Annotated in this window: 19 protein-coding genes, 1 tRNA gene and 1 pseudogene; 19 read left to right on the forward strand and 2 right to left on the reverse strand. The window is 39.9% G+C overall.

Translation table 11 applies throughout. The features are described from left to right. Positions 1-55 precede the first annotated feature (55 nt). The 9 genes and pseudogenes from KUI_RS02130 (at position 56) to KUI_RS02170 (ending at position 7470) form a co-directional block, all read left to right on the forward strand. Positions 56-1081, forward strand: a complete 1026-nt coding sequence (locus tag KUI_RS02130; RefSeq protein ID WP_013522191.1) for an ABC transporter permease subunit — start codon at positions 56-58, stop codon at positions 1079-1081. Between the two features lie 9 nt (positions 1082-1090). Then, positions 1091-2197, forward strand: coding sequence for an ABC transporter permease subunit (locus KUI_RS02135; protein WP_014840202.1), 1107 nt, complete (start codon positions 1091-1093; stop codon positions 2195-2197). 15 nt (positions 2198-2212) lie between these two features. Next, positions 2213-3226, forward strand: a complete 1014-nt coding sequence (locus KUI_RS02140) for an ABC transporter ATP-binding protein (protein WP_013522193.1) — start codon at positions 2213-2215, stop codon at positions 3224-3226. After that, positions 3219-4202 carry a peptide ABC transporter ATP-binding protein gene (locus KUI_RS02145; RefSeq protein WP_013522194.1) on the forward strand — a complete coding sequence of 328 codons (984 nt, stop codon included), beginning with the start codon at positions 3219-3221 and terminating at the stop codon, positions 4200-4202. Before KUI_RS02140 ends, KUI_RS02145 begins: the two co-directional genes overlap by 8 nt. A gap of 17 nt (positions 4203-4219) precedes the next feature. Next, positions 4220-5212 (forward strand): NAD(P)H-quinone oxidoreductase, encoded by a 993-nt coding sequence (locus tag KUI_RS02150; protein WP_044954034.1) that lies wholly within the window; start codon positions 4220-4222, stop codon positions 5210-5212. Beyond that, on the forward strand, positions 5199-5756 hold the full coding sequence (locus tag KUI_RS02155) for a GNAT family N-acetyltransferase (protein ID WP_013522196.1): 558 nt from the start codon (positions 5199-5201) through the stop codon (positions 5754-5756). Before KUI_RS02150 ends, KUI_RS02155 begins: the two co-directional genes overlap by 14 nt. Before the next feature lie 91 nt (positions 5757-5847). Beyond that, on the forward strand, positions 5848-6633 hold the full coding sequence (gene tpiA, locus KUI_RS02160) for a triose-phosphate isomerase (RefSeq protein WP_225972004.1): 786 nt from the start codon (positions 5848-5850) through the stop codon (positions 6631-6633). Between the two features lie 12 nt (positions 6634-6645). Next, positions 6646-6880, forward strand: a pseudogene (secG, locus tag KUI_RS08435) (preprotein translocase subunit SecG); the annotation flags it as partial. Positions 6881-7384: 504 nt separating this feature from the next. Beyond that, positions 7385-7470: transfer RNA gene (locus KUI_RS02170), tRNA-Leu, on the forward strand. A gap of 213 nt (positions 7471-7683) precedes the next feature. Here the strand turns inward: KUI_RS02170 and KUI_RS02175 are convergent. Beyond that, a complete protein-coding gene (locus KUI_RS02175; RefSeq protein ID WP_014840205.1) occupies positions 7684-7968 on the reverse strand; it encodes a DUF1902 domain-containing protein in 285 nt (94 codons plus the stop codon). A gap of 126 nt (positions 7969-8094) precedes the next feature. After that, positions 8095-8553 carry a DoxX family protein gene (locus KUI_RS02180; RefSeq protein WP_174263866.1) on the reverse strand — a complete coding sequence of 153 codons (459 nt, stop codon included), beginning with the start codon at positions 8551-8553 and terminating at the stop codon, positions 8095-8097. Between the two features lie 223 nt (positions 8554-8776). On the opposite strand from KUI_RS02180, the gene azu reads away from it, so the two are divergent. The 10 genes from azu to nuoH all read left to right on the forward strand — a co-directional run bounded on the left by azu (position 8777) and on the right by nuoH (position 19126). Then, the gene (gene azu / locus KUI_RS02185; protein ID WP_013522201.1) at positions 8777-9229 is read left to right on the forward strand and encodes an azurin; all 453 of its coding nucleotides are present in this window, start codon (positions 8777-8779) and stop codon (positions 9227-9229) included. A 388-nt stretch (positions 9230-9617) separates the two neighbouring features. Next, positions 9618-10775: a porin gene (locus tag KUI_RS02190; protein WP_014840207.1), complete on the forward strand. Its 1158-nt coding sequence runs from the start codon at positions 9618-9620 to the stop codon at positions 10773-10775. A 138-nt stretch (positions 10776-10913) separates the two neighbouring features. Then, complete coding sequence (locus KUI_RS02195) at positions 10914-11270, forward strand: NADH-quinone oxidoreductase subunit A (RefSeq protein ID WP_013522203.1); 357 nt, start codon at positions 10914-10916, stop codon at positions 11268-11270. Between the two features lie 14 nt (positions 11271-11284). Further along, complete coding sequence (locus tag KUI_RS02200) at positions 11285-11764, forward strand: NuoB/complex I 20 kDa subunit family protein (RefSeq protein ID WP_013522204.1); 480 nt, start codon at positions 11285-11287, stop codon at positions 11762-11764. Positions 11765-11772: 8 nt separating this feature from the next. Next, positions 11773-12387, forward strand: a complete 615-nt coding sequence (locus KUI_RS02205; RefSeq protein ID WP_013522205.1) for an NADH-quinone oxidoreductase subunit C — start codon at positions 11773-11775, stop codon at positions 12385-12387. Then, a complete protein-coding gene (locus KUI_RS02210; protein WP_013522206.1) occupies positions 12380-13636 on the forward strand; it encodes an NADH-quinone oxidoreductase subunit D in 1257 nt (418 codons plus the stop codon). The genes KUI_RS02205 and KUI_RS02210 overlap by 8 nt, the downstream gene beginning before the upstream one ends. 30 nt (positions 13637-13666) lie before the next feature. Then, positions 13667-14326 carry an NADH-quinone oxidoreductase subunit NuoE gene (nuoE, locus tag KUI_RS02215; RefSeq protein ID WP_013522207.1) on the forward strand — a complete coding sequence of 220 codons (660 nt, stop codon included), beginning with the start codon at positions 13667-13669 and terminating at the stop codon, positions 14324-14326. Next, entirely contained in the window at positions 14323-15681 is a 1359-nt protein-coding gene (gene nuoF, locus KUI_RS02220; RefSeq protein WP_013522208.1) for an NADH-quinone oxidoreductase subunit NuoF, read from the forward strand. Before nuoE ends, nuoF begins: the two co-directional genes overlap by 4 nt. 14 nt (positions 15682-15695) lie before the next feature. After that, on the forward strand, positions 15696-18032 hold the full coding sequence (nuoG, locus tag KUI_RS02225; protein WP_014840208.1) for an NADH-quinone oxidoreductase subunit NuoG: 2337 nt from the start codon (positions 15696-15698) through the stop codon (positions 18030-18032). Beyond that, positions 18032-19126, forward strand: coding sequence for an NADH-quinone oxidoreductase subunit NuoH (nuoH, locus tag KUI_RS02230; protein WP_013522210.1), 1095 nt, complete (start codon positions 18032-18034; stop codon positions 19124-19126). The genes nuoG and nuoH overlap by 1 nt, the downstream gene beginning before the upstream one ends.

The following is a 19126-nucleotide window of genomic DNA, read 5'->3' on the forward strand; positions in this document are numbered from 1 at the left end:
TAGATTCCGCTTTGAGGCTGTATACTTATCGGCGTTAGTTTTTTGGAATTACTTGATGTTTGCATTCCTTGTTAGGAGGATTCTTCTCCTTATCCCCACATTTTTTGCTATTACAATTCTAACCTTCCTTTTGATTCATGCCATACCTGGTGATCCGGTTCAAATCGCATTGGGTGAGAGATCGGCAGATCCTGAAGTTTATAAAAGCATGATTGAACGATTGGGTTTGGACAAGCCTTTATATGTGCAGTACTTTAACTATTTAGGCGATTTATTTTCTGGTAATTTTGGAAAATCTTTTGTCACATCAACAAGTGTTTGGGATGAATTTACTTCCCTATTTCCAGCCACATTAGAGCTAGGGATTATGGCATTAATTTTTGGAACTGTATTTGGGATACTACTTGGAGTTCTAGCGGCTGTTAAGCGAGGTTCAATTCTAGATCATGGTGTTATGGGATTATCACTTACTGGATATTCTATGCCTATTTTCTGGTGGGGTTTGATGCTTATTATGTTTTTTTCAAGCTACTTAGGATGGACTCCTGTTTCAGGACGTCTAGATCTTGTTTATGACGTACCTCCTGTAACCGGATTTATGCTTATAGATTCATTCTTGGCAGAGAGGGCAGATGAATTTAATGATGGTGCATTTCTTGATGCGGTGCATCATTTGATATTGCCAACCATAGTATTAGGAACTATTCCACTTGCCGTTATTTCTCGTATGACTCGATCTTCAATGCTTGAAGTTATGGGTGAGGATTATGTTCGCACTGCGAGAGCTAAAGGCCTATCTCCTCGTCGAGTTATTTTTGTGCACACATTGCGTAATGCACTAATTTCTGTTGTAACTGTTATTGGATTGCAGATTGGTACTCTTTTAGGCGGAGCGGTCCTCACAGAAACCATCTTCTCTTGGCCTGGTATCGGAAAATGGCTTGTAGACTCGATTTTTCGTAGAGATTATCCAGTAGTTCAAAATGGTTTATTGATAGTTGCAGTTCTAATTATTGTTGTTAATCTACTTATAGATGTAGTTTATAGAATTGTTAACCCTCGCATGAGACACGCAAAGTAGGAGTATAAGATGAATAATAACGAGACTAATACTGTGCCTGCATCCGAATCAGCTACTGTGCCTATAACCGTATCCGAGCATGTGTCTACATCTGGATCTGTGCCAGTATCCAATCCTGTGCCTGCATCTAATTCTGTGCCTACATCTGGGCATACAAGTACATCTGTGCCCGTACAAAACAAAAGCTCGGCACTTGATATAAGAGAGGCTGTACAAGCCGATATCGAGAAAAATCGAGAATCCTTTGATTATCCTTCTCCTTTAAAAGATTTTTTGAATCATTTTTTCAAAAACAAAGGTGCAGTGATTGGCCTTCTGTTTTTGCTACTTATGATTTTGGTCGCAATATTTGCACCATATGTTGCTCCCTACAGTCCTGTGGAGCAGTTTAGGGATCATATGTTGCAGCCTCCAGTTTTTCAAGAGGGTGGGACTTCTCAATTTATTTTAGGTACTGATGAAGCGGGTCGTGATATCCTCTCCCGTATCATACATGGTGGTAGGTTATCTCTTTTTATCGGTATCTGTGCCGTTGTATTAACGCTTATTCCTGGTGTGATATTAGGACTACTTGCAGGTTTTTATCCTAAAGTGCTAGGTAAGCTTATTATGCGTTTTGCTGATATTATGATGGCATTGCCTTCAGTATTGCTTGCCATTGCTATTATGGCAATAATGGGTCCTGGAATTGTGAATGCCATGATTGCAATTGCTGTTGTAGGTCTGCCAGGTTATATACGTTTAGTACGTGGGTCAGTAATTAGTGAATTAAATAAAGACTATGTTACTGCAGCTAAATTATCTGGTGCTAGCATTTTTAGATTGATGTTTGTGGCAGTGTTTCCAAACTGTATGGCCCCGATTATCGTTCAAGCTACTCTTGGCTTCTCATCTGCAATTTTGGATGTGGCGGCCCTAGGCTTCTTGGGGCTAGGGGTACAACCTCCATCTCCTGAATGGGGTACTATGCTTGCCACTGCCCGTGACTACATATCAAGAGCATGGTGGGTGGTTACATTCCCTGGGCTTACAATTTTATTAACTGTAATTGCGATTAATCTTATGGGTGATGGTTTACGTGATGCACTAGATCCAAAACTTAAACAGGCTGCTTAATTACTGGGATTCACGATGTCATTATTAGAAATAGAAAATTTATCAGTAAGGTTCGGTACAGAGCAAAAACCTTTCTATGCTGTTGATGGTTTAAGTATCAACATGGACTATGGAGAAATTCTTGGTATTGTTGGTGAATCAGGGTCTGGCAAATCGGTCACGATGATGGCTTTTATGGGGCTTTTAGCTTCGCAAGGAAAAATTACTGCGGATCGTATTCGATTTGACGGTAAGGATATGCTTAATATTAGCAATAAAGATAGAAGGAAAATAATTGGCAAAGATGTTGCCATGATATTTCAGGATCCGATGACCGCTTTAAATCCTAGCTTCACGGTGGGCTTTCAGATTAAGGAAGTTTTGAAACTTCATATGGGTCTTAAAGGCAAGGTTCTTCATAATCGTGCAGTGGAACTTATGAAGATTGTTGAAATTCCTGAGCCTGAGTCTCGTCTCGAAGCATATCCACATCAATTATCTGGCGGTATGAGCCAACGCGTAGCCATTGCTATGGCGATTGCCTGTGAACCTAAATTGCTTATCGCCGATGAGCCTACAACTGCTCTCGATGTAACGATTCAGGCACAAATTATGGAGCTACTTCTTAATCTCCAAAAAAATAACAATATGGGTTTAATTCTTATTACTCACGATTTGGCAGTTATTACTGAGATAGCACAAAAAGTCTGTGTTATGTACGCAGGTCAAGAAGTTGAGCTAGGTAAAGTTCCAGACACGTTTTACAGGCCAGCCCATCCTTATACGGAAGCTTTGCTTGCTTCTATTCCAGAAGCAAGTCAAGGAGCGTCGCGATTAAAAACATTGCCAGGCATTGTGCCAGGTCAGTACGATAGACCAAAAGGATGTTTACTTTCCCCTCGTTGCCCATATGTTGAGGAGAACTGTTTACACCACAAGGTGCCTCTAACATACGGTAAGGATCGGGTGGTTCGATGTATCAAGCCTCTTATAGATGTGAGGGGCGAATCTAAAATTGATCTAAATACTATGGAGGTTCAAAATGTCTAATAATACACAACCTCCTGTCGTTTTAAAAGTTCAGGACCTCACAAAATTTTATGAAGTTGGATTGGGGCTATTTAAAGGCAATGCTACCGTTAAAGCCCTAAATGGTGTTAGTTTTGAACTTAGAGCGGGTAAAACGCTGGCAGTAGTAGGTGAGTCTGGGTCAGGTAAATCCACACTCGCACGTCAACTAACTATGATTGAGCATCCTACATCTGGTCAGATGTGGGTGGACAATGAAGAGATTGATTTTAATAATTCATCTCAGATAAAGGGTATGCGTAAAAAGGTTCAGATGGTTTTCCAGAACCCATACGGATCTCTAAATCCTCGACGCAAAATTGGAGAGCAGCTTGCAGAGCCACTTTTGATTAATACTGACTTGACGGCCTCACAACGGCGTGAACGTGTAAATGACATAATGAAGGTTGTTGGGCTTAGACCTGAACACTACTACAGATATCCGCATATGTTTTCCGGGGGTCAGAGACAGCGCATTGCCATAGCAAGGGCTATGATTCTAAATCCTAAAATTGTTATTGCGGATGAGCCTACTTCGGCACTTGATGTATCAATACAAGCACAGGTGCTCAATTTGTTTATGGACCTTCAGGAGCAGTTACATACTGCGTATGTGTTTATTTCTCATAATCTTTCTGTGGTCGAGCATGTGGCGGATGATGTTCTTGTTATGTATCTTGGAAAAGCGGTTGAGATTGCACCTAAGGAAAAATTATATTCGTTTCCTAAGCATCCATACACAAAGGCATTGCTATCTGCTACGCCTTCAGTAAATCCAGAAAAAAAATATGAGCAAATAAAAATTGTAGGTGAGCTTCCGAGCCCTATAAATCCTCCCTCTGGCTGTTCATTTCATAAGCGCTGTCCGCATGCTCAGCCAATCTGTTCTCAAAAAGAGCCAGTATTGCGTGATGTTGATGGAAGCATGGTGGCATGTCATTTTGCAGGAGAAGTTTAGGTATGCTTCCTAACTTGATGAAGGTAGTTGAAATTTCTGAAGCTGGTGGACCTGAGGTCCTACAGGTTAATGAGAGGGCATTGCCACAACTTGAAGCGGGAGAGGTTTTAATTAAGGTCGTAGCTGCAGGTGTAAATAGACCCGATGTATTTCAGCGCATGGGCATATATCCGCCACCAGATGGGGCTTCGGATTTGCCTGGTCTTGAAGTGTCAGGTGTTATTGTGGATGGCGATTTTGGTGGCAATGGTTTTCATATAGGCGACCGTGTTTGCGCACTTACACCAGGCGGTGGATATGCTGAATATTGCAAAGCTCCTGCATCGAATTGTCTGCCATTGCCCAAGGGAGTAGACTTTATTGGGGCTGCCAGTTTGCCAGAGACGTATTTTACTGTCTGGTCAAATGTTTTTGATATAGCTCATTTGGAAACTGGGGATTCACTGCTTGTGCATGGTGGGGCTTCAGGTATCGGCACTTCTGCTATTCAAATTGCAACTGCACTAGGACATAAGGTGTATGTAACTGTGGGTTCTGATGAGCGTGTAATCGCTATAGAGGCTTTAGGTGCGACCAAGGGTATAAACTATAAAACTCAGGATTTTGTTGAGGAAATATTGAAACTTACTGACGGTAATGGTGTAGATGTTGTACTTGATATGGTCAGCGGAGAATATTTAAATCGCGATATTAAATGTGCAGCTATTGATGGTCGCATAGTTGTTATAGCTCAATTAGGTGGTAGTAGGGCTGAAATTAATAGTGGTTTGCTCATGCGCAAACGTGTTACTCTTACTGGGTCTACATTAAGACCAAGATCTGTTGAATACAAAGCCAAAATAGCTAAGGAACTGAAAGAGCGAGTGTGGCCCCTAATAGAAAAGGGAATGATTAAACCTGTTATAGATCGTGTTTTTGATTTTCAAGATGCCTCAAAAGCCCATGAATACATGGAGTCAGGCAATCATATAGGTAAAATAGTTTTAAAAATTTCAGATGAAATTGCGTAACGCTCAAATCGAAGACCTTGATTCGATTCTCGATTTACAGCATATTGCCTACCCTGAGTATCTGCACGAAAGTAGGGAAACGTTTCAATCTCGCATCTCCCACAGTCCGCAAAATTGCTGGGTCGTGGAAGACGATAAGGGCATAATTTGTGCATATCTTCTTGCGATAATTGAGGATATATGCAATATACCTAGCCTTGGTCAGGTTATAAAAAAGTCCACGCTCGCAGATTGGAATGAGGCTCAGAATGCAGGTCAGACGAAGGCTCAGAATGCAGGTCAGATTGTGCTTTTCCTTCATGATATGGTTGTGTCGCCTGATTGCAGGGGTCAAGGCATTTCAACTATGCTTTTGGACCATGAGCTAGCAGTCTCTCATTCACAGGGAGTTTCAGAAGCATATCTCGTTGCAGTCCAAGGAGCAGACCGCCTTTGGGCTAGGTATGGTTTCAATTTAATTGATGGCAATGCCCTTGCTTTCGATCTTTCCTCCTATGGACCCACAGCTAAGCTTATGCATATGCATATTTCCCCACATAAGTAATTACATATTTAGCTAAAATATGGTTTTTTTTAGTTAAGTAATTTAAAATAATAGATTACATTTTAAAAAATTTACTAAATTGGGTTTAATCTTGGATGCATTAACCATACCTCTTATAGTTGGAAATTGGAAGATGAATGGCAGTATACAAGCCAATCATACCCTTTTGTCAGCACTACTAGACGGTATTGCTTTGTGGTCACTGCCTATAAAGCAAGAGGTGGTTGTTTGCCCTCCATTCCCTTATCTTCATCAAGTTCGCGATATTTTAGCGATGGATGGTGCTGATTCATTTGATCCGATTTCTTTAGGGGCTCAGGATTTAAGTTTTAATCAAAATGGCGCTCACACGGGTGATGTTTCGGCTGAGATGCTTAGAGATTTTGGATGTGATTGGGTTATTGTAGGTCACTCCGAGCGTAAGGCTACTCATTCTGAAAGTACTGCTGTTGTAGGCCTAAAGGCTAAGATGGCAGTTGATTATGGTATTACGCCTATCGTCTGTTTGGGTGAGAGCCTTGAGCTTCGAGAAGCTGGGCAGGCTTTGCATGCTATTGATGTTCAACTTCAGCCTATACTTGAATTTGGACCTGATCTTATTAAGTCTTGTGTCTTTGCTTACGAGCCAGTTTGGGCTATTGGCTCAGGAATCATTGCGAATAGTGAGCAAATTTTTGAGATGCACTCACATATTCGAAAGCAAATTCAGTCGGTAGTAGGTCAAGAGGGTAATCCAATACGCATTATTTATGGAGGCAGTGTTAAGCCCGAACAGGCTAAAGAATTATTTAGTTTAGATTGTGTTGACGGTGCCCTTGTAGGTGGTGCTTCTTTGAACCCAGACGAGTTCTTGAGCATTATTGAGGCATCTTCTTAAAAGAGTTTATTTATGTCATCTTATTTATTTCCTATTTTAGTTGTTATCCAAGTAATTAGCTCATTAGCAATTATTGGTTTAGTTCTTTTGCAACAGGGCAAAGGGGCTGACATGGGATCGTCTTTTGGCGGCGGTTCTGCAGGTAGTTTATTTGGAGCGGCTGGGTCAGCGAATTTCTTTTCTCGAATGACTAAGTGGGCTGCTGTAGCATTTTTTGCATCAACTTTGGGATTGGCTTGGGTAAGCTCAGGAGGTGGCATAAAGGCACCAAAACCAACTGACGGAGGTAGTGTTATGGAAGGCTATTCCGCTACACCAGTTGTGCCTGGGGCTGGTAGTGTTGCTGGTAGTGCAGTGGTTGGTGGTGACGAGGGTAATTCTACGACTGGTAATGCGGTGCCATCTGTACCCAAGGCTGACGGTGGCTCTGATACTGGATCTACCAATGTAGAATCGGGCAATGCGGTGCCAAGCATTCCTCAAACCAACAGCAAGCCAAATACCGATAACAAAACTCAGGAAGTTCAAGAAAACAAAACTTCTGTTGACACTCAAACTCCTGCTGAGCTCAAAAAAGAGGACGATGTAAAATCAGAATCTGAAGTTAACGCTGAAGTTAAACCTGAAACTGAGGTTAAACCAGAGCCTGAAGCTAAGTCAGAGCCAGAAATTAAAACTGAAGGCGATAATAAAACCGATAGCGAAAAGGATTCATTAATAAATCCAACTAATCCTCAGTAAATTCCTCAAAGCACCCGTGGTGGAATTGGTAGACACGCTATCTTGAGGGGGTAGTGACCACAGGTCGTGCGAGTTCAAGTCTCGCCGGGTGCACCAATCGCATTAATCGTCAAAATATCCACTTTTAACAATCATTACATAACTTATTGATTTGCAAGTGTTTTAGAGGTTCTGCACGTTCCAATAATATACTTGAAATTGCATAAATTATGCATTTTAAAAATGAAACTGCACCAAAATTGCACCAAGAATTGCACACAAAATGCACCAAGAATTGCACACAAACTGCACACAAAAATCATTAAAATTCTAAAGTTTATCTAGTGAGGTTTTAGATGGAAAAATAAATGAAGGTTTCGCCCTTGTCTGAGAATTTCCTATGAAAACTTCCAATAAATCCTCTATTACTAATTCGATTTCTTTTAATAAATTCTCAATGGTATCAGATTCAACGATTAAAGATTTTAAGTCAGGGCTAGTGGCATAATAAACATTAGCCTCTTCATCGTGCTTGATAATAATACGTAAACTTAGAGGAATACCCAGCTTAGCAAAGGACTTCCAAAACGGCAATCCAATTCGATAACCTAACATATTAAATTTCGATAACACCCAATTATCATAATCTCACAATAATATAATTTTACATTGCCATCATTTGGTTTAAGAACCAACATAAAAGGAGGTTCTCCTAAAAAAAAGAACCCCACTATAACCTCACTACCTCAAACCATTATTGGTATACAAATCTCTGCCTAAATATTTACGGGTTTTGAATTCGTTAAAAGCAATCATTAGTAAAGTAATACCCCAAAATATAGGGTACTCAATACCACCCCCGTTCCATGTCCATGCAAATCCTTTGACGGTTACAAGGGCATAGGCAGCTAAGAACAGCACAGCAGCACCCCCGATAGCTGCCCACCTTGTGGCAATTCCCAACACCAAAGCAATCCCTGCAAGCATCTCTGCTATAAATGCAATAATCACGAAAGTAGAAGCTGGCTCAAATCCAGCCTTTGCGAAAAAGCTCAAAGTACCAGGGTTCAACGCCCCATCCACCCACTTGCTCAATGCATGTGGAAAAAAACTTAAACCAGACCATATACGTAAAATGTTCCAAGGATTCCCTAAATTGAAAGATTCACCACGAATAGCAAAATCACTTTTATAAAACATATTTCCTCCTAAATGACCTTTTTGCAATTTATCCCTATTTTATATAGGGTTATACAAAGTGATGCAATCCATATTCCAAATTAGGGAAATCTATAGCAACAAAAAATGCCTAAAAAATTTATTGATTTCCAAAAGCAACCCATATATATGTGTTAATATCATCTCGTTAGTCCAATAGGACTTTAGTTAGGGCTTAGCCCTTTTTACTCAGAGGAGTTACATTATGTCATTAAAAAAATTTGCTCTAGTTGCTGCTCTTTCTGCTTTCGCTGCACCAGCTTTTGCAGCTGAGTGTTCAACAGTTCTTGAAGCAAACGATGCTATGCAGTACAACAAAAAAGAAATCGAAATCAGCAAATCTTGCAAGGATTTCACAGTTGAACTTAAACATGTAGGTAAAATGCCTAAAGCAGCTATGGGTCATAACTTTGTGCTAGTTAAAAAAGCTGATTCTAAAGCAGTTGCATTAGACGGCGGTAAAGCTGGTCCAGCTAAAGATTACATCCCAGAAGGTGATGCTCGTATCATCGCTCATACTAAAATGATTGGCGGTGGTGAATCTGATAAAGTGACTTTTGAAGTTTCAAAATTAGATCCAGCTACAGAGTATCAGTACTTCTGCACATTCCCTGGTCACCAATCTATCATGATTGGTAACATTAAATTCGTAGACTAGTTTCCAGTCTAAGTATTTTTGCCCGCCTTGTGCGGGCTTTTGTTTTTTTACAACATTAACATTTTGGCAATGTTTTCTGATTCTACAATTTGAATTCCCTTTAAAAGTTAAAGTAATTTATTAAGTTTTATAGGCTCTAAATGAGAATAAGCAAATTTTCCATAGGAATGCACAGGTTGTAAAAAAATCACAAAAAACTAAATATTTGTCTCATCTTTGCACATAAAACAACATTTATTTGGTTTTTTTTAAATAAAGACTAGCAAGAAGTCTTAAAATTTGTTTGAATATCATTAACTTCCCAAACGGGGATAATTTTTAGGGTTGTAGATATTTAAGTATTTAGATGTTTGCTACTCTGTTTTTCAAATCTTACGGAGATTTATAAATGAAAAAGACTTTATTAGTTGCTGCTCTACTTGCTGGCTTCGTTGGTGCTGTAGAAGCTAAAACTTCTGTAACTCTATACGGTCGCATTGATGCTGGTATCGGTTACTCTCAATCTACTGATCGCTATGAAGGTCCTAACGGTGGCGAAAAACGTGATTCAACTTTTGGTGCTATCGTAAATGGTCAAAGTTCTTCTCGTTGGGGTTTAAAAGGTTCTGAAGACTTAGGAAACGGTCTTTCAGCTATCTTCCAATTAGAACAAGGTTTTGATGGTGTTGTTGGTACTAACAAAAAATTAGCAGATAACAAATTATTTGATCGTAAAGCTATCTTAGGTCTTAAAGGTGGTTTCGGTACTTTAACTGTTGGTCTACAAAACAACATCGCTGATGACATTATTTCTCAAGGTTTAGATTGGGGTCTAGCTGATGCTGGTGATGCTCACGGTGCTTTATCTTATCGTATTTCTAAACTACCTACAGTCAAATACTTATCTAACGATAACGGTGGTTTAGTATTTGGTATCCAAGTAGGTCACAGCCGTGCAGAAATTAAAGATCAACAAGACGTTAATGTTGGTGCTACTCGTGTAGTTACTACTGACTCATACTTCGGTATCGGTTTAGGTTATACTCAAAACAAGCTATCACTTGGTGTCGCTTTCGATATGGAAACAGGTCGTGTTAAAAACACTGACGCAGCAGGTAACACTGTAACAACTAAAACTGATGCTAAAGCAGTTACAATTGGTGGTGGATACGATTTCGGACCAGTTGAGTTGTTCTTAGGTTATGGTCGTCAATGGGACGGTTGGATTAACGGTAATCCTTTAGGCGTTAAGGTTATGGTAGATCCAGCTCATCCAACAAACGATCCAGAACCAATCTCTAACATGTGGTTCGCTGGTGTTTCTGCACCAGTTGGTGAAGCATCTAAAGTTCACTTCAAATACTGGGGTGGTAATGCTACTGGAAACGATAACGTAGATAACACTACAGTTATGGGTCACGGTTTCTCTTTAGGTTTCGAACACAAGTTATCTAAACGTACTAACGTTTATGTTCAAGGTTCATATGCATACACTAAAGGCGACTGGGAAGGTGCTAGATCAGACTCTAGTTCAGAAGTTAAAGTTGGTCTTCGTCACCGTTTCTAATCTAAATTATTCTTAAATAATTAGATAGTCTACCCCCGAGATTTCGGGGGTATTTTTATAATTTTATTTAAAATAAAATTCTTTTAACTACCCCCCATAAGTGGTAAAATCAAGCAGCTTCAAAATAAATTACAAATTATGACTGCAGAATATTTTCCTGTTTTACTTTTCATTGTTATAGCAACTGTATTTGGAGCTTTTCTCGTTTTTACTGGTGCTATGCTTGGTCCTCATAAGCCTGATTCCGAAAAAAATTCACCTTACGAGTGTGGTTTTGTTGCATTTGAAGATGCTAGGATGCGCTTTGATGTTAGATATTACTTAGTAGCCATTCTTTTTATTCTATTTGATTTAGAATTAGCTTTCCTATTTCCCTGGGCTATTGCAAATGATCATATTGGTCTTGTTGGTTTTGGGACAGCCCTGCTTTTCCTTTTCATCTTAACTGTAGGGTTCGTCTACGAGTGGAGAAAGGGTGCATTGGATTGGGATTAATTCAGGAATAGTTTATGTCTGATACCTCTAATAATAAAGGTTTTTTAGTAACCTCTACGGATTCTGTATTGCACTGGTTGCGTACCGGATCCATGTGGCCCGTCACATTCGGTTTAGCCTGTTGTGCCGTCGAGATGATGCATGCAGGTGCTGCTAGATATGATCTCGACCAATTTGGTATTATCTTTCGTCCTAGTCCTAGACAGTCAGATATTATGATTGTTGCAGGTACTCTTACTAATAAGATGGCTCCCGCATTACGCAAAGTCTACGACCAGATGGCAGAACCTAGATGGGTTGTATCTATGGGTTCTTGTGCTAATGGTGGGGGATATTATCACTATTCTTATGCCGTTGTTAGAGGGTGTGATCGAATTGTTCCCGTAGACATTTATGTGCCTGGTTGTCCTCCTACTGCAGAAGCTTTAATATACGGTATGCTTCAACTTCAAAATAAGATGCGTCGTACGCTTACTATTGCCAGAGAGAAATAGAGGAAAGTATGAGGGACATTGAAGATTTAAAAGCTAGCCTTATTCAGAGTATAGGAGATAAATTCCCTATAGTTGAACATGTACATGAGATTACTATTGATGTACCATCTTCCGATTGGGTTCAAACCTGTATTACCTTAAGGGATCATGTAGATCTTCGGTTTGATATCGCAGTTGATTTGTGTGGGGTTGATTACTCTAAATATGGTTTTCCAGGGAACTCTACGATTAGTAAATTTCCTAATAGATATGCCGTAGTTCTGCATCTTTTAAGTACAGTGCATAATAGTCGTGTCCGTGTTAGAACCTTTGCTCTAGATGACGAGCTTCCTATGGTCCGTTCTTTGACTGATGTATGGGCAAATATTGGGTGGTTTGAGCGTGAAGCCTTCGATATGTTCGGTATCGTGTTTGAGGGGCATCCAGATTTGCGTCGCATACTTACCGATTATGGATTCATCGGTCACCCGTTACGCAAAGATTTTCCAGTTTCTGGTTACGTTGAGATGATATTCGATGAGGAGCAAAATCGTGTCGTATATCAACCAGTTTCAATTGAGCCTCGTGAAATTACACCTCGCATTATTCGCGAAGAGGGATATGGAGGTATAGATAATGTCTGAATTACAAAACTATACTCTTAATTTTGGACCTCAACATCCTGCAGCACATGGTGTGCTTCGTCTAATTCTTGAACTTAACGGTGAGGTTATACAAAGAGCGGATCCCCATATAGGTTTACTGCACAGGGGTACAGAGAAGCTTGCAGAGTCTAAGACGTTTTTACAAACATTGCCATACATGGATCGTCTTGATTATGTGTCCATGATGTGTAATGAGCATGCATATGTTATGGGGATTGAGCGACTTCTTGGTATAGAGGTTCCGATTCGTGCTCAGTATATTCGTGTGATGTTCGATGAGATTACGCGAATTCTCAATCATCTTATGAGTTTAGGATCTCATGCTCTCGACGTGGGTGCCATGGCTGGTATGCTGTACATGTTTAGAGAGCGCGAAGATTTGATGGATTGTTACGAAGCGGTATCTGGAGCTCGTATGCATGCTGCCTACTATCGTGTAGGTGGTGTATATCGAGATTTGCCTGAGACCATGCCCAAGCATGAAATCGATTCCAAATATAGAAATGTCCGTGAGATGAAACGTCTAAATCAAGCACGAGAAGGTTCTTTGCTCGATTTCATTGAGGATTTCACCCAAAGATTCCCTAAATGCGTTGATGAGTATGAGACACTTTTAACTGATAATCGTATTTGGAAGCAGCGCCTAGTTAATATTGGAATTGTTGAACCTGAAAGGGCTAAAGCTCTAGGTTTTTCTGGGGTTATGTTGCGTGGTTGTGGTATAGAGTGGGACTTACGTCGTAAGCAACCGTATGAGGTTTACGATAAGCTAGAGTTTATGACACCTGTAGGGGTTAACGGTGATTGTTATGACCGTTATTTGTGTCGTATAGCCGAGCTTCGCGAAAGTAATAAAATTATTGCCCAATGCGTAAAATGGCTTAAGGAAAATCCTGGTCCCGTGATTGTAGATAATCATAAAATTGCTCCTCCAAAGCGTGAACTTATTAAATCAGGGATGGAGGATTTAATTCACCACTTTAAATTTTTTACCGAAGGTTTTAAAGTGCCTGAAGGAGAAGTTTACTCTTGTGTAGAGCATCCTAAGGGTGAGTTTGGAGTCTATATAATTTCAGATGGAGCTAATAAGCCTTATCGTTTAAAAATAAGGGCTCCTGGGTTCGTACATTTGCAATCTTTCGATGAGATGACCCGTGGTCATATGATTGCAGATGCGGTTACTGTTATCGGAACCCAAGATATTGTATTTGGTGAAATTGATCGCTAGTTGTGCTAGCAAGTTATTTGGTAGAACTGTATGTTGCTTTCTAATAAAGCTTATGAATTAATAGATGCTGAACTCAAGAAGTATCCTGAGGATCAGAGACAGTCTGCAGTGATGTCCGCTTTACGAATCGCTCAAACTGAGCTGAATTGGGTATCTCCCGAGGTTGTGCAGGATATTGCCACTTATTTAAATATGCCCGTTATGGCTGTTCAGGAAGTTGCTACTTTTTACAACATGTATGAGCTTCAGCCTGTGGGTAAATACAAAATTACAGTCTGTACCAATTTGCCATGTGCTTTGAGAGAAGGCGTTCAAACCATAAATTATCTACAAGAGAAACTTGGGATTGGCATAGATGAAACCTCGCAGGACGGACTGATTACCATTAAATCAGGTGAGTGTATGGGTGCGTGCGGGGATTCTCCAGTACTTCTTATAAACAATCATCATATGTGTGTACGTATGGATAAAGCTCGTATAGATGAACTTATAGATGATATTTATAAAGAAGAGGGTGTAGAGCCAGCATTTAAAACTGTGGCTTCTATTGAGGAGTCTTCTACTAAAGTTGCTTCCCTAGATCCAAGTTCTATCGAAGCACCAAGTGGCTCTCCTAATGTGGTTAAAGTAGACCCCTCTCAAACTATGACTTCAGGACTTAGACCTGCTGATTCTGGAGAGGCATTATGAGCTTCATAGAAAAATACTCTCAAGGACTTAATTCTAATCCATCGGGTAATCTAGATGATAGTATGATTTTCCATGGTCGCCATATCAAACCTCAGATATTGGCAGATTTAGATGGTTCTAATTGGCATCTAGAAGATTACGTAAAACGTGGTGGATATGAGGCGATTAAAAAAATACTTACCACTGGATTAAAGCAAGAAGACATCATTGCCGAGCTTAAAGCTTCTGGACTTCGTGGTCGTGGGGGTGCAGGATTCCCGACTGGTTTGAAATGGAGTTTTATGCCTAGGGCTTTTCCTGGGCAAAAGTATATAGTTTGCAATTCCGATGAGGGAGAACCAGGAACTTTTAAAGACCGTGACATATTAAGGTTTAATCCTCATTGCATTATTGAAGGCATGATTATCGGTGGTTTTGCTATGGGTGTAACACGTGGCTATAACTACATACATGGTGAGATTTTTGAAGTTTATGAGCGTTTCCAAGAAGCTATTCATGAAGCGAGAGCTGCTGGATATCTGGGTTCTAATATTCTTGGAACTGATTTTTGTTTTGATCTAGAAGCTCATCACGGTTATGGTGCTTATATTTGCGGCGAAGAAACTGCCTTACTTGAATCTATTGAAGGTAAAAAAGGTCAGCCTAGATTTAAGCCTCCATTTCCAGCTAGTTTTGGTCTTTATGGTAAACCTACTACCATTAATAATGCTGAGACTTTTGCGGCAGTGCCATGGATTATCCGAAATGGTGGACCTGCATATTTAGAAGTCGGATTGCCTAATAATGGGGGTACGAAACTATTTTCCATTAGTGGAGACGTTGAAAAACCAGGTACCTATGAAATACCCCTAGGTACTCCATTTTCAAAATTATTGGAATTAGCTGGTGGCATGAGAGAGGGACGTCCATTAAAAGCTGTTATCCCAGGGGGGTCAAGTTCACCAGTATTGCCTGCAGAAATCATGATGCAAACCAATATGGATTATGATTCAATTTCCAAAGCAGGATCCATGTTAGGTTCCGGTGCTGTAATAGTTATGAATGACACTCGTTGTATGGTTAAGTCTCTACTTCGTTTATCTCATTTTTATCAGGACGAAAGCTGTGGTCAATGTACACCTTGTCGTGAAGGTACTGGATGGCTATATCGTTTAGTACATCGTATCGAGCACGGACACGGAAAATTAGAAGATTTAGATCAACTCGATAGAGTTGCGGGAAACATTATGGGACGCACGATATGTGCATTAGGAGACGCTGCGGCCATGCCCGTTCGTGGTTTCTTAAAACATTATCGTGATGAGTTTATCTACCATATCGAAAATAAAAAGTGCCTTGTTGCACCTTATAACTAGGACTTTTATATATTATGATAGAACTTACAATCGATGGCAAACCAGTACAAGTCGAAGACGGTACGATGATTATCCAAGCTGCAAATAAACTTGGAATCTATATACCGCATTTTTGCTATCACAAAAAATTATCTATCGCTGCTAGTTGTCGCATGTGCTTAGTTGAGGTCGAAAAGGCCCCTAAAGCTGTGCCAGCCTGTGCTACTCCTGTTACTAATGGAATGGTGGTTTACACAAAATCCCCTAAAGCTAAAGCAGGTCAGGAAGCAGTTATGGAGTTTCTGCTTATTAATCACCCGCTTGATTGTCCTGTTTGTGATCAGGGCGGTGAGTGTCAGTTGCAGGATTTGGCTGTAGGGTACGGCTATTCAACTTCACGTTATGACGAAGAAAAACGTATCGTTCTCCATAAAAATCTGGGTCCATTAGTTTCAGCTGAAGAAATGTCTCGATGCATTCACTGTACTCGTTGCGTTCGATTTGGTCAGGAAATTGCTGGTCAGATGGAATTGGGTATGGTTTATAGGAACGAAAAGTCTGAGATTACTAACTTCCTAGGAAAAGCTATTGAATCTGAGCTTTCGGGTAATATGATTGACGTTTGTCCAGTAGGTGCCTTAACTTCTAAACCTTTTAGATTTGAAGCTCGTACTTGGGAGCTCGCACGTAGAGAAACCATTAGTCCTCACGACAGTGTGGGTTCAAACTTAATTGCACAAATTAAAAACAATGAAGTTTTACGTGTATTGCCACTGGAAAATGAATCCGTTAACGAATGTTGGATTTCAGATAGGGATAGATGGTCATATGAAGGTCTATTGTCTGAAGATCGTTTATCTAGCCCTATGATAAAAACTTCTAATAATGTGTGGAAGGAGGTTGATTGGGCTGAGGCTTTGAATTACGTTGCAGATAACCTTAAGGATAAGGAGTCTCTCGGTGTACTAGCTAGCGAAAACAGTACATTAGAGGAATTGTATTTACTCAAAAAAATAGCAAATCATTTGGGTTCTCAAAATATTGATACAAATTTAAGGGCTAATGATCAAAATCTTGCTAAGTGTATCGATGGAGTGCCTTGGTTGGGAGTTCCTATCGAGGAATTAAGCCGTCTAGATTCTGCGATTGTAATTGGTTCAAATTTACGTAAAGATCATCCCTTATTTGCTCAGCGATTAAGGCAGGCTGCACGATTTGGGGCTTGCATTGCTACCATAGATAGCTACGGCGAGGATCCGAAAATTCCTTTAGTAGCTCGCATTAATGCTAAACCATCTGAGCTTGCTTCTAAAATTTCTCAATTAACTGATGTTTTCAATAATCACAAAGAAGGTGACCAATTCGACACAACTGATGTAAATCAATTGATAGCATCTCGTGTGAGTGGATTTGAAAATTCTCTTGTCCTTGTTGGCAGTGCTGTCACGAACGCACCTAATGCCAGTGAGTTATTGTTCGAAGCTCAAAATTTGGCGAATGCTATGGGAGCCAAGCTAGGCTTTTTAACATCAGGAGCTAATACAGTGGGTGCCTATACTGTTGGAGCTGTTGCTAGAACTGGTCTATCCGCAAGTCAAATGATTGATAAAAAGCTTTCTGCGTTTATTGTTCATAATTTAGAGCCAAAATTTGATATGGAATATGGTCTGAAAGCTGAGTCTGTTCTTAAAGACTCGTTTGCCGTGGCTCTGACGCCGTATGCTTCTGATGCAATGGATTGGGCTAGGGTAATATTGCCAATAGGACCTTTTACTGAAACTTCTGGAACCTTTATTAATGCTGAGGGCAGACGCCAATCTTTTAAAGGTGTAGTTTCTGGTCTCGGAGAATCTAGACCAGCTTGGAAAGTGCTTAGAGTATTAGCGAATCTATTGGGTGTGCCTGATTCTAACTTTAACGATTCTGAAGAGATTGCTAATCAAGCACTTTTAGAGACTCGTCAAAATCAGCTTTCAAATAAAATACTTGAGATGTCTGAGTTATCATCTGCTGAGGATTCTTCTACTGAAGAACCTTCTATTTCAGAAGTAGCATCTGATGAAGAGTTTAAATTTGAGCGTGTTGCTGAAGTTCCTATCTACAAAACGGATTCGATTGTACGGCGAGCATTATCACTGCAAAAAACTGAAATCAGCACCTCACCTTTTGTTCAATTGAGTAAATCCGATATGGATACATTAGAGCTCAGTAGTGGTGATAGTATTAAAGTGTCTTCAAAATTAAACTCTGCTACTTTTACTGTAGAGCTTAATGAGTTATTGGCAGAAGGCACGATACGCATTTCTCAGGGATTTGAGGAGACTATCAAATTGGGTAATTCCTACTCTATGATTAAAGTGGAGCGTATGTAATGAATATTTGGTCATGGTTTACTGACGGTATTGCTCGACTTCATGTTTGGGGAGCGGACTTTTTTGGTCCAACCTTATGGATGATTATTTGGTATGTTTTGATGATTTTAGTCATCATTTTACCTATAGTTATTTTGGTAGCATTTTTAACTTTGTGGGAGCGTAGGCTTATTGCGTATATGCATGTGCGTCGTGGACCTAATCGTGTTGGTCCATCTGGATTGCTCCAACCGTTTGCTGATGTTTTAAAGCTTTTAACTAAAGAAGTAATCATTCCCGCTAAAGCAAATAAAGTATTATATTTATTAGCAACCCTAATCACACTAGTACCAGCTCTTGTAACATGGGCTGTTGTGCCTTTTGGACCAGAAGCAGTTCTTGCTGATATAAATGCAGGTCTGCTTTTCGTTATGGCAGTTACTTCATTGGGTGTATATGGAGTTATTTTGGGTGGATGGGCTTCAAACTCTAAGTATCCTTTGATAGCTGCTATGAGGGCTTCTGCTCAGATGATTTCGTATGAATTGGCTATGGGGTTTGTACTCCTTACTGTATTGCTAATATCTGGCACGCTAAAGATGAATGGTGTTGTTCTTCAACAAACAGAAGGGTGGTTTGCTGAACATGGAATTACCTTTATGTCATGGAATTGGTTGCCATTATTTCCATTATTTATTATTTACGTGATTTCATCTGTAGCAGAAACTAATAGGCATCCGTTTGATGTTGTAGAGGGTGAATCAGAAATTGTAGCTGGTCATATGGTTGAGTACTCTGGTATGGGTTTTGCTATGTTCTTTTTGGCAGAATACGCAAACATGATACTTTTGTCTTCTATGGCATCTATATTCTTCCTAGGTGGTTGGACTAGTCCACTGAATTTTGCACCTTTTACATATATACCAGGTTGGATTTGGCTTGGTTTAAAAGCATTTGTTGTGGTTTCTTTCTTTATATGGTTTAGAGCTACATTCCCTAGATATCGCTACGATCAAATAATGCGTTTAGGTTGGAAAATTTTTATTCCTCTTACTGGTATATGGTTTTTAATCATTGCCATATGGAAAAATTCTCCGCTTAGTATTTGGAATTAG

Origin of the sequence: Taylorella equigenitalis ATCC 35865 (genome assembly GCF_000276685.1) — a bacterium.
Classification (GTDB): Bacteria; Pseudomonadota; Gammaproteobacteria; order Burkholderiales; family Burkholderiaceae_B; genus Taylorella; species Taylorella equigenitalis.